General features: G+C 71.1%; 10 protein-coding genes and 1 tRNA gene. 4 read left to right on the top strand and 7 right to left on the bottom strand.

The features are described from left to right. Window positions 1–96: 96 nt before the first annotated feature. From DI269_RS06045 to DI269_RS06035, 3 genes are all read right to left on the bottom strand, one after another. On the bottom strand, window positions 97–807 hold the full coding sequence (locus DI269_RS06045; RefSeq protein WP_112134247.1) for an ABC transporter ATP-binding protein: 711 nt from the start codon (window positions 805–807) through the stop codon (window positions 97–99). Between the two features lie 188 nt (window positions 808–995). Beyond that, window positions 996–1,925 (bottom strand): endonuclease/exonuclease/phosphatase family protein, encoded by a 930-nt coding sequence (locus tag DI269_RS06040; protein ID WP_232822645.1) that lies wholly within the window; start codon window positions 1,923–1,925, stop codon window positions 996–998. A gap of 122 nt (window positions 1,926–2,047) precedes the next feature. Continuing rightward, window positions 2,048–2,138, bottom strand: a tRNA-Ser gene (locus DI269_RS06035). Between the two features lie 108 nt (window positions 2,139–2,246). Here DI269_RS06035 and deoD point away from each other — a divergent pair. Further along, a complete protein-coding gene (gene deoD / locus DI269_RS06030; protein WP_112134208.1) occupies window positions 2,247–2,954 on the top strand; it encodes a purine-nucleoside phosphorylase in 708 nt (235 codons plus the stop codon). A gap of 42 nt (window positions 2,955–2,996) precedes the next feature. On the opposite strand, the gene DI269_RS06025 is transcribed toward deoD, so the two are convergent. Further along, window positions 2,997–5,054: an acyltransferase family protein gene (locus DI269_RS06025; RefSeq protein ID WP_198667197.1), complete on the bottom strand. Its 2,058-nt coding sequence runs from the start codon at window positions 5,052–5,054 to the stop codon at window positions 2,997–2,999. Between the two features lie 263 nt (window positions 5,055–5,317). Between DI269_RS06025 and DI269_RS06020 the strand changes: the two genes are divergently transcribed. The 3 genes from DI269_RS06020 to DI269_RS06010 all read left to right on the top strand — a co-directional run bounded on the left by DI269_RS06020 (window position 5,318) and on the right by DI269_RS06010 (window position 8,671). Beyond that, window positions 5,318–6,841, top strand: coding sequence for an acyl-CoA carboxylase subunit beta (locus DI269_RS06020; RefSeq protein ID WP_112134246.1), 1,524 nt, complete (start codon window positions 5,318–5,320; stop codon window positions 6,839–6,841). Between the two features lie 10 nt (window positions 6,842–6,851). Next, entirely contained in the window at window positions 6,852–7,979 is a 1,128-nt protein-coding gene (locus DI269_RS06015) for an acyl-CoA dehydrogenase family protein (RefSeq protein WP_112134206.1), read from the top strand. 209 nt (window positions 7,980–8,188) lie between these two features. Further along, a complete protein-coding gene (locus DI269_RS06010) occupies window positions 8,189–8,671 on the top strand; it encodes a Rieske (2Fe-2S) protein (protein WP_157974786.1) in 483 nt (160 codons plus the stop codon). 61 nt (window positions 8,672–8,732) lie between these two features. Here DI269_RS06010 and DI269_RS06005 read toward each other — a convergent pair whose 3' ends face one another. Genes DI269_RS06005 through DI269_RS05995 form a run of 3 tightly spaced genes read right to left on the bottom strand, consistent with a single transcriptional unit; the run spans window position 8,733 to window position 11,062 of the window. Continuing rightward, window positions 8,733–9,122 (bottom strand): DUF3151 domain-containing protein, encoded by a 390-nt coding sequence (locus DI269_RS06005; RefSeq protein WP_112134204.1) that lies wholly within the window; start codon window positions 9,120–9,122, stop codon window positions 8,733–8,735. Window positions 9,123–9,149: 27 nt separating this feature from the next. Beyond that, the gene (nhaA, locus tag DI269_RS06000) at window positions 9,150–10,586 is read right to left on the bottom strand and encodes a Na+/H+ antiporter NhaA (protein ID WP_112134203.1); all 1,437 of its coding nucleotides are present in this window, start codon (window positions 10,584–10,586) and stop codon (window positions 9,150–9,152) included. A 56-nt stretch (window positions 10,587–10,642) separates the two neighbouring features. Then, a complete protein-coding gene (locus tag DI269_RS05995; protein ID WP_112134202.1) occupies window positions 10,643–11,062 on the bottom strand; it encodes a Fur family transcriptional regulator in 420 nt (139 codons plus the stop codon). Between the last annotated feature and the right edge of the window lie 214 nt (window positions 11,063–11,276).

Raw genomic sequence — 11,276 nt, 5'->3', positions numbered from 1 at the left:
CGAAAGGGTCCGGACGGAACGGACAACGGAAGAGGGCCCGCGCCTTTCGGCGCGGGCCCTCGTTTTCCTTGGGAGGGTGTAAAGCTCGGTCGGGCGCTACTGCGCCCGCGGCATCACGAGCGTGCCGGGACCGGGGTGGTCGGTCGGGACGCGCTCGTCGCCGATGTGGTTGCCTTCGCGCAGTTCGCCGTCGCGGATCGTCACCGCGCGCTGCGCGCGCTCGGCGACGTCGTGGTCGTGGGTGATCATCAGGACCGTCAGGCCCCCGGAGTGGAGCTCGTCGATCGTGGCCAGGACCGCGTCGGCGGTGTGCGAGTCGAGGTTGCCGGTGGGCTCGTCGCACAGCAGCAGGCTCGGCTCGGCCGCGAGGGCGCGGGCGATGGCGACGCGCTGGCGCTCGCCGCCCGACAGGGTCGTCGGGAGCGCGTCGAGGCGGTGGCCGAGGCCGACGAGTTCGAGCTTCTCGCGGGCGATCTGGCGGCGCCGGCGGCGCGGGATCCCCTGGTAGACCAGGGACATCGCCACGTTCTCGGTCGCGGTGCGGTGGGACATGAGGTGGAACGACTGGAAGATGAAGCCGATCTTGTCCGCGCGCAGGCGCGTGCGCATCGACTCCTTCATCGTCGACGTGTCGTGCCCGTCGAGCCAGTACGTGCCGGACGTGGGGGCGTCGAGCAGGCCCAGCAGGTTGAGCAGGGTCGACTTGCCCGAGCCGGAGGGGCCGACGATCGCGACGTACTCGCCGTCGCCGACCTTGAGCTGCACGGGCTTGAGGGCCTCGACCGGGGGCGGGCCCGGGTAGGTCATGCCGACGCCGTCGAGCTCGATGAGCGCCCGCGAGGCAGGGTCGACCTCCGGGCGGGCGTCCTCGACGCGCGCGAACACGGCGGTGTCGTCCACGGAGCCCTCCGCGGTGACGGTGGGCAGGATCAGCGTGGCGTCGTCTTCGGTCACGTCAGCAAGACGCCGCAGGGGCCGCCCGGAGTTGCACCGGGTCAGAAGGAGAAGTCGGCCTGCACCGGGCGGTGGTCCGAGGCGGTCGCGTCGAGCACGTCGGAGCCGGTCGCGTTCAGGCCCCGGTAGAGGACCTGGTCGATCCGGGCCATAGGCGTGTCGGCCGGCCAGGTGAACCCGAAGCCCTTCCCGGCGGAGGCCTGCGCGGATTCGAGCTGGTACGTGATGGGCGCGAGCGAGCGGTCCTGGACGGTGCCGTTCAGGTCCCCCGCGAGGACCACCCGTTCGAGGTCCTCGTCGGCGATCGCCTCGCCCAGGAGCGTCGCGGTCTGGTTGCGCTGCTCGGAGGTGAAGCCCTCGGTGTTGACGCGCACCGACAGGAGGTGGGCGACGTAGAACGCGACCGGCTCGCCGTCGATGTCGATCGCGGCGCGGAAGGCGCGGGCCCAGCCGAGGTTGAGGTCGACCTCGTTCGACTCGGTGATCGGGTAGGTCGACCAGAGGGCGACCGTGCCGTACGCCGCGGAGTACTCGTAGTCGGCGTCGAGGAGGTCGGCCCAGGCCAGGCGCTGGTCCTCGGTGAGCTCGACGAGGACGATGACGTCGGGAGCGGCGGCGAGGAGCGTCGCGGCCGTCGCGGCGGTGTCGGTGTTCTCGGCGTTCACGTTGTGCGCGACGACCCGGAAGTCGCCGTCGCCGTCGTGCTTGTCGGGGATGAGGCCCGCGTACATCTGGAACCACACGAGCGCGGGCAGGATCGAGCAGACGATCGCGAGCGGGCGGCGGCGGACCGCGGCCAGGACGATGAGGACCGGGACGCCGATGCCGAACCAGGGCAGGAACGTCTCGATGAGGCTGCCGAGGTTGTACCAGCGGTTGGGGATGAACCGGTGGAGGAGCAGGATCCCGGCCAGGATGAGGGAGGCGGCGATGACGACGCCGCTGTAGATCTTCGCACCCGTCTTGCCCACCCGGTCCGCCCTTCGAGGTCGCGCGGCCCGCACCGGCCGCTTCGGAGATTCGACAGCCTAACCGGAGGCCGCCCGGAACGGCGAACGCCGGGCCTCGATGAGGAGACCCGGCGTTCGGACGTTGGCGGTGGCGGTGGGATTTGAACCCACGGTTGAGGGTTACCCAACACTCGCTTTCGAGGCGAGCTCCTTCGGCCGCTCGGACACGCCACCGCCGAAAACGTTACCGGATCCCCGTCGGGGTCCTCAAACCGGGATCGCGCGATCCACCTCACAGGTGGTCTCCGCAAATTCATGGGATGTTTATGAGAGGCTGGCGGCATGACTGCACACATCTCCGCCGAGCCCGGCGACATCGCCGAGAGCGTCCTCCTTCCCGGGGACCCGCTGCGCGCGAAGTGGATCGCCGAGACCTTCCTCACCGACGCCGAGTGCTACTCGGAGGTGCGGAACATGTTCGGGTTCACCGGCACGTACAAGGGCAAGCGCGTGTCGGTCCAGGGCACGGGGATGGGCCAGCCGTCGGCCTCGATCTACACGCACGAGCTGCTGGACGTGTACGGCGTCAAGACCGTGGTCCGGGTGGGCTCCGCGGGCGCGATCCACGACGACATCGAGCTGCGCGACGTCGTGGCGGGCATCGGGGCGTCGACGAACTCGTCGATGAACCGCATCCGCTTCAACGGCGTGGTCGACTACGCGCCGGTCGCCGACTTCGGCCTGCTGCGCGGCGCCGTCGACGCCGCCGCCGCGCGGGGCATCAACCTGCATGTGGGGCAGCTGTACTCGTCGGACACGTTCTACACGGACGCGCCCGAGGTCGAGGCCAAGCTCGCCGACTACGGCATCCTCGCGATCGAGATGGAGGCCGCCGCGATCTACACGCTCGCCGCGAAATTCAAGGCGCGGGCGCTGGCGCTGTGCACGATCTCGGACCACATCCTCAAGGGCACCGAGCTGCCCGCCGCGGACCGGCAGGAGTCGTTCTCGGAAATGGTGGAGATCGCCTTGGACGCCGTCACCGCGTAAGTCCGCTTCGGAGGCCCGGTCCCTGGGGACCGGGCCTTTCGGCTATCCGAGGGCCGCGGCGAGCTCGGCTTCGAGGTAGGGGCCGAGGGTGGCGGCGTACGTGTTGGTCAGGTGGGCGTCGTCGCGGTAGACGAGCATGTTGCCGACGACGGGCGCGCAGGCCTCGGGGCCGCAGATGTAGTCGGTGAGGTCGATCTTGTGGACGCCCTCGGGGACGTCGAGCGCTGCGAAGGCGCCCGCGTCGTAGTAGGAGTCGCGGTCGACGGTGCATTCGGCGGAGTCGGGTCCGTGCAGGTCGACGCACATGGGGATGTCGAAGCGCGGGCTCGGGGTGTCGCGGACGACGGCGACGGCGGTGCCGGTGGCGAGGAGCTGCTCGTAGCGGTCGGTGTAGTCGGGGAAGGTCTCGTAGGCCTCGTAGCCGACGCGCGAGCCGTAGGTGAAGACGAGGTCGGGCCCGATCGCGTCGATCTCGGCGACGACGGCGTCGTTCCAGGCCGCGCAGGAGCGGTACCGCTCCTCGCCGAGGCCCTCCTGGCCGGTCTCGATGATGCACGCGTTCTTGGTGTAGGCGACGACGTGCCAGTTCTGCGACTCGGCGGCTTCGAGGACGGCGGGGAGCCACTGCCAGATCTTGGAGCCGCCGTACATGACGACCGTGGCGGCGGCCTCGTCCTCGGCGGTGCCGAAGTCGCAGCGGATCGGCTCGTAGCCCTCCATGGTGACGTTGCAGTCGCCCGAGAGCGCCGGGTCGTAGTCGGTGGCGGCGTCGAGGGTCGAGGGCGCGAAGTCGGCCTCGGGGAGGTCGAGGTCCTCGGCGAGCGCGGCCGCGCCGGGGTAGACCGCGGGGTCGGTGGCGGCCTCGGCGAGGCGGGCCCGCTCGTGGGCGATGTACCAGGTCATCGAGGCGCAGGCGGCGAGGACGAGGGCGATGCAGGCGGCACCGAGCGCGAACGCGCCGCGGGCGGTCCGCTGGCCGAGGCCGGAGGCGGGCAGGCGCAGCTCGACGGCCCAGTGGGTGAGGACGGCGAGGGCCGTGGCGGCGGCGAGGATGGCGAGGCCGCCGGGGAGGGTCGCGGTGTCGCGTCCGGTGGCGGTCAGGTAGCAGACGAGGATCGGCCAGTGCCACAGGTAGAGCGTGTAGGAGAGGGTGCCGAGGCGCTGGAGCGGCCAGGTGTTGAGCAGGCGGCCCGCGCCCCTGCCGGGGGCGGCGGTCGCGGCGAGGATGACGGCGCAGGCGCCGGCGACGGGCGCGAGCGCGGCCCAGCCGGGGAACTGCGTGGATTCGAGGAACGCGCCGGCGCCGACGAGGACGGCGACGCCGGACCAGCCGAGGACCGCGGCGAGCGGGCCGGGGATGCGACTGGTCCATCCGCGCACCGAGGGGCGGAGGGTGAGGGCGAGGAGGCCGCCGGCGGCGAACTGCCAGATGCGGGCGCGCGTGTCGAAGTACGCGAACGCCTGGTTCGTCGCGGTCTCCCACAGCGCGAACGCGAACGAGGCGGCGAGGACGAGGGCGAGGACGGCGGCGACGGTGCGCATCGGCGGCAGGCCGGTGCGGCGGGCGGCCCACAGGACGAGGCCGACGAGGACCGGCCAGAGGAGGTAGAACTGGGTCTGGACGCCGAGGGACCAGTAGTGCTGGACGATGCTCGCGCCGTTGTTCGAGGACAGGTAGTCGACGGAATGGGCGGCGAGGTTCCAGTTGCCGTAGTAGAGCGCGGAGGCGGCGATGTCGCCGAGCTGCTGGGCCCAGGTCGCGCGCGGGAGCCACAGGAAGACCATGAGGACGGTCGCGGCGGCGACGACGAGCGCGGGCGGGAAGATGCGGCGGACGATGCGGGCGGCGTAGGGGAGGTAGGCGAGGCCGCGGCCGGCGTCGGCCGAGCGGAGGAACCCGGCGGTGATGAAGAAGCCGGACATGAGCAGGAAGATGTCGACGCCGCCGGAGACGCGGTCGAACCAGATGTGGTACACGGCGATGACGGCGATCGCGAGGCCGCGGAGCCCGTCGATCTCGCGCAGGCGCGCGGGCCGGGCGGCGGCCGCGGCGGTCCGGTCCGGACCGGCCGCGGGTTCGGCGGTGGAGGTGGCGCTCATGGGACTCCGGGGACGGGGGCGGAGGGGGTGTCGCATCGAGGGTAGAAGGCCCGGGTCAACGGTGAGGGTCCGGGGCGGAACGTGAATGCGGAGGAATCGGGCGTTCGCAGGCGCCCCCGGTTCCAAGGGTGCCGCGGGGGTCCGACAGTGCTGATTCGGTGAATGGCGGGGGTCGGAGATCCGTTGACAGGGGGGCGGTCCCATGCCACGATTGCACTACCTTAACGATCGTTAAGGGATTGATCGTCAAGGAGGACGGCGTCGTGGACTTCAGCGGGGACTACCCGGCCGAACGCGAGCGGATCGAGCGCGGCGGGGCCGAGAAGTACCACCAGGCCGCGGCCGCCGCGGGCAAGTACCACGCCCGGGAGCGCATCCGGCGGCTGTGCGACCCCGACTCGTTCCGCGAGGACGCCCTGTGGGCCAACCCCGACCCGACGCTCCCCGCCGACGGCGTCGTCGTCGGCACCGCCACCGTCCAGGGCCGGCCCGTGCGCCTGGTCGCCAACGACTCCACCGTCAAGGCCGGGTCCTGGGGCGCGCGCACCGTCGAGAAGATCATCCGGACCATCGAGGCCGCCCAGCTGGAGCAGCACCCGATCGTCTACCTCGTCGACTCCGCCGGCGCCCGCATCACCGACCAGGTGCAGCTGTTCCCCGGCCGCCGCGGCGCCGGTCGCATCTTCCACGAGCAGGTCCGCGCCTCCGGGAAGATCCCGCAGGCGTGCGCGCTCTTCGGCCCCAGCGCCGCCGGCGGCGCCTACATCCCCGCGTTCTGCGACATCGTCGCCATGGTCGACGGCAACGCCTCCATGTACCTCGGCAGCCCCCGCATGGTCGAGATGGTCACCGGCGAGAAGACCACCCTCGAAGAAATGGGCGGCGCCCGCGTCCACTGCGAGCAGTCCGGCGTCGGGCACTTCCTGTGCCGCAACGAGGACGAGGCCATCGCCGACGTGCGGCGCTGGCTCTCCTACCTGCCGTCGAACTGGACGCAGCCCGCGCCGGTGCGCGCCGCCCGCCCCGCGCTCCCCGTCGACCTGGCCGCGGTGATCCCGCCGAGCGAGTCGGCGCCGTTCGACATGCACGACTTCGTGAAAGGCCTCGTCGACCGGGACTCGGTCCTCGAAGTGCAGGCCCGCTGGGCCGGCGAGCTGATGACCGCGTTCGCGCGCCTCGACGGCCGCCCCGTGGGGATCGTCGCCAACAACTCCGCGGTCCGCGGCGGGGTGCTGTTCTCCGACTCGGCCGACAAGGCCGCGAGGTTCGTGAACACCTGCGACGCGTTCAACGTGCCGCTGCTGTTCCTCGCCGACGTCCCCGGGTTCATGGTCGGCTCCGCCGTCGAGCACTCCGGGATCATCCGCCACGGCGCCAAGATGATCGCCGCCGTCGCCGAGGCCACCGTACCGAAGATCTGCGTCGTGGTCCGCAAGGCCTACGGCGCAGGCCTGTACGCGATGGCCGGACCCGCGTTCGGGTCCGACGCCGTCCTCGCGCTGCCGACCGCCCGCATCGCCGTCATGGGCGCCGAGGCCGCCGTCAACGCCGTGTACGCCAACAAGATCGCCGCGATCGACGACCCCGCCAAGCGGGAGCAGTTCGTCGCCGACCGCCGCGCCGAATACGAAGCCGACGTCGACCTGCGAAGGCTCGCAGGGGAACTCGTCGTCGACGACGTCCTCGCCCCCGAGGGCCTCCGCGATGACCTCATCGCCCGATACCGCCGGCTGACCCACAAGGACCGCCGGTTCGCCGACCGCAGACACCCGATCACACCGGTGTAGGAGAGCAGCCATGAAACTCGACCTGGAGCAGACCGAATTCGCCGCCGCCGTGCGCTCGTACGCGCAGGAGCAGATCCGCCCCGTCATCGGCGACTTCTACGAGCGCGGGGAGTTCCCGATCGAGCTCGTCCGGGGCCTCGGCAAGCTCGGCGTCCTCGGCGTCACCCTCCCCGAGGAGCACGGCGGCGCGGGCCAGGGCCTGTTCATGCTCGGCCTCGCCCTGGAGGAGATCGCCCGCGTCGACGCGTCGGTCGCCGTCACCGTCGAGGCGTCCGTGACGCTCGGCGCGGAGGCGATCGCCAAGTTCGGAACGGCGGCGCAGCAGGAGAAGTGGCTCCCGAACCTCGCCGCCGGGCAGGGCCTGGTCGCGTTCGCGCTCACCGAGCCCGGGGGCGGCACCGACGCCGGGCACACCGACACCAAGGCCCGCCTGGAGAACGGCGAGTGGGTCATCGACGGCGCGAAGTGCTTCATCACCAACGCCGGCACGGCCATGACCGACCTGATCATCACCACCGCCCAGACCGGGCCCGGCGAGGTCTCCTGCATCGCCGTCGAGCCCGGCACCCCCGGGCTCCAGATCGGGCCCGAGTACTCCAAGGTCGGCTGGCGGGCCTCCGACACCCGGCCCGTGTACTTCGACGACTGCCGCGTGCCCGAGGCGAACCTGATCGGCCAGCGCGGGCGCGGCTTCGTGCAGTTCCTCGAACTGCTCGACTCCGGGCGCGTCGCGATCGCGGCCCTCGCGACCGGGTCGGCGCAGGGGTGCCTGGACGAGGCGCTCGCGCACGCGAAGGAGCGGGAGGCGTTCGGGCGGCCGATCGCCGAGAACCAGTCGATCGCGTTCATGCTCGCCGACATGCGGCTGCGCGCCCACACCTCGCGCCTGGCCTGGCAGGACGCGGCGCTCAAGGCGGAGGCCGGGGAGCCGTTCGGGACCGATGCGGCGCTGGCGAAGCTGCACGCGTCGATGGCGGCGGTCGACAACGCGCGGGAGGCGACGCAGATCTTCGGCGGTTACGGGTTCATGAACGAGACGCCGGTGGCGCGCGCCTGGCGGGACTGCAAGGTCCTGGAGATCGGTGAGGGCACCAACGAGGTCCAGCGGATGCTCATCGCGAGGTCCATGGGGCTGTAGAGGCTCAGGGGGCGGCCGGGGCGTCGGTCGCCCCCTGTGAGTTTACTGAAAACTTCAACTAAAGGTCTTGAGTTTCTCCCCCGAACCATGACAAGCTCGGCTCTTCGGCAGTAGCGTTGCCGCCGCGGCCTGATACCTCTCGCATGGCTTGCAGGCTGCCATGGGACCGTCCACACGGGCGGGCGGGCCGCTTGAGAAGGAGCTCAGACATGACCGACAGCAAGACCGGAAGCGACCTCGCGCAGCGGGTCCTCGCCTCGCGGCGCGGGCTGATGTGCGGCCTGGCCGGGCTCGGCGCCGCGGGCGCGCTGGCCGCGTGCGGGACGGCGGAGTCGCCGTCCACGGATTCGAGCTCGGACGCGACGACCGGGGGGACGTCCGACGAGACCACGGGTTCGACGGGGGACTCGGGCTCGGCGATCGCCGCGACCACCGACGTGCCGGAGGGCGGCGGGATCGTCGTCGACGACACCGTCATCACCCAGCCGAGCGCCGACGAGTTCCTCGCGTTCTCGGCGGCCTGCCCGCACATGGGCACCACCGTGAACCCGCCGGACGCGGAGGGGACGATCATCTGCCCCAACCACGGCTCGCAGTTCTCCCTCGAAGGGGAGCTGGAGCAGGGCCCGGCCGAGACCGGACTGACCTCTGTGGAGATCACCGTGGAGGACGGGCAGATCTTCCTCGCATAGCCGAATAGACGGAGAACGGCCGGGAAGCCCTCGCTTCCCGGCCGTTCCGCGCTTTCGAAGATCAGGTGAGGGCGTCGGCCGCGGCCGGGTCCGAGTCGCGCAGGAACTGGGCGCAGCGGGCGGCCTCGTCGGCCTCGCCGATCGCGGCTGCCGCGCGCGAGAGCTGGTGGAGCGACTTGAGGAATCCGCGGTTGGGCTTGTGCTCCCAGGGGATCGGGCCGTGCCCCTTCCAGCCGCTGCGGCGCAGCTGGTCGAGCCCGCGGTGGTACCCGGTGCGGGCGAAGGCGTAGGCGGTGACGTCGTCGCCCGACTCCAGGGCGTTCTTCGCCAGCCGCGCCCACGCGGCGCAGAACCACGGGTAGTGGCGGACGGTGTCCTCGGGCGAGTGCTCGTCGAGGTACTTCCTGGCCTCGGTGTCCTCGGGCATGTGCGTCGCCGGAGGCTGTGACATCAGATTCTGCGGAGCCAATGCGGGTCCTCACTCTAGGGTCGAGTCGCTCGTGAAAAGCAGTCCCAAGCCTAACCCCGCCTCCCCTGCGCCCTCCATGACCGGGTCGGAATCGTCCTCACGTGGCGTGCGGGGCGCGGTGAGGTGGACGGCGATCCCGCCGATGACGGCCGCCAGGAGCGAGGCGGCGAGGACGCCGATCTTCCCCTCGTACGTCAGCGTCGGGTCGCCGGAGTGGAACGCGAGCTCGGTGATGAACAGGGCCACGGTGAACCCGATGCCCGCGATCGCCGCGATCGAGACGAGGAGCGGCCAGGTCGTGCCGCCCGGCATCCGCCCCAGGCCCAGTTTCACCACGATCCAGGTGGTGAGCGTGATCCCCGCGGTCTTGCCGACGACGAGGCCGAGCACGATCCCGAGGGTCACCGCCGAGCCCGCGGCCGCCGCGAACAGGTCGCCCGAGAGCGGGATCCCGGCGTTGGCCAGCGCGAACAGCGGCAGGACGACGAACGCGGAGAACTCGTGGTTGCGGTGCTGGAGGCGTTCGGCGGGCGGCTGGGCGTCGCGGGTGAGCTTGACGAGGCGCTCGGTCTCGGCGACGGTGAGGCCGTCCTTGGCGAGCTCCTGGGCCTCGGCGTGGGCGACGGCGGGGTCGAGGAGGGGCTTGGCGGCGATGATGAGGCCCATGGCGACGCCGGCGATGGTGGCGTGGACGCCGGATTCGAGGACGGCGACCCACAGGAGGACGCCGATGACGAGGTAGACGGCGGAGGACCAGACGTTGAGGACGCGCATGAGGATCGCGAGGGCGATGAGGGCGCCGGCGGCGGCGAGCCAGGGCATCGAGAGGTCGTCGGTGTAGAAGACGGCGATGACGGCGATGGCGCCGAGGTCGTCGACGATGGCGAGGGTGAGGAGGAAGACCTTGGCGGCGGCGGGGATGCGGGAGCCGAAGAGGGCGAGGACGCCGAGGGCGAAGGCGATGTCGGTGGCCATAGGGATGCCCCAGCCGTGGGCGCCGGGGGTGCCGGTGTTGAGGGCGGCGTAGATGAGGGCGGGGGCGGCCATGCCGCCGACGGCGGCGGCGATCGGGGGGACGGCGTTGCGGGGGTCGGAGAGTTCGCCGGAGACGATCTCGCTCTTGATCTCCATGCCGACGACGAAGAAGAACACGGCCATGAGGCCGTCGTTGATCCAGTCCTTGAGGGTGTGGTGGAGTTCGAAGTCGCCGAGGCTGAGGGTGATGTCGAGGCCCCAGACGGCGTCATAGGACGCGGACCAGGGCGAGTTGGCCCAGAGCATGGCGATCACGGCGCAGGCGACGAGGACGAGGCCGGCGGCGGGCTCGATCTTGAGGAACTCGGCGGCGGGGCGGCCGACGTAGCGGGCGATGGGGCGACGCGAGTAGAGGAAGGCGGGGCGGGCGCGCCAGATGTCGGACTTCCAGGGCTCCTTGGGCAGCGTCATGGGCAAGAGCCTATCCGTGCGGGAGGGGCCGAACCACTCCTTAGAGGACTACGGGATTAGGCGGCGGCCTGGCACTCGGGGCAGAGCCCGCGGTAGGTGATGGAGGCGCGGGTGACGGTGAAGCCGTGGCGCTCGTCGCCGGGGAGCCAGTCGACGGGGTTGCCGACGGCGTGGACGTCCTTCATGAGGCCGCAGCCCTCGCAGATGAGGTGGTGGTGCTCGTGGTCGGCGTTGGGGTCGTAGCGCTTGGAGCGGCCTTCGAGGGTGAGTTCGAGGATCTCGCCGAGGGCGACCATCTCGTTGAGGGTGTTGTAGACGGTGGCGCGGGAGAGCTCGGGCATGCGCTCGCAGGCGCGTTCGAGGATCTCCTCGGCGGTGTAGTGCACGTGGGAACCCTCCAGCGTCTCGGCGATGACGCGTCGCTGAGGGGTGATGCGCCAGTTGTGGCGCCGCAGTCGGGTTACCAGGTCGCTCATGCCGTTCTCTCATCAGGAAGTCGAACACCACTCTAGCAGGACAAACGAGAGTGGCACCACTGACACTGGACGGCTTCTTAGTTTAGACATAGTCTAAGTTAGGATCGAGTCGGATCACTGACGCCGAGCGGGACGGCCCCAGAAGAAGCCGCCGGGGCCCGCTCCCGCTTCGACACCGGCTCCAGCCGCGCCGGCGCGCCCCCTGTCGAGGAGA

The organism is Glycomyces dulcitolivorans (assembly GCF_003265355.1).
In the GTDB taxonomy this organism is placed as follows: domain Bacteria; phylum Actinomycetota; class Actinomycetes; order Mycobacteriales; family Micromonosporaceae; genus Glycomyces; species Glycomyces dulcitolivorans.
Note: the sequence above shows the minus strand (reverse complement) of the source record. Positions and strands in the feature narration are given on the sequence as shown.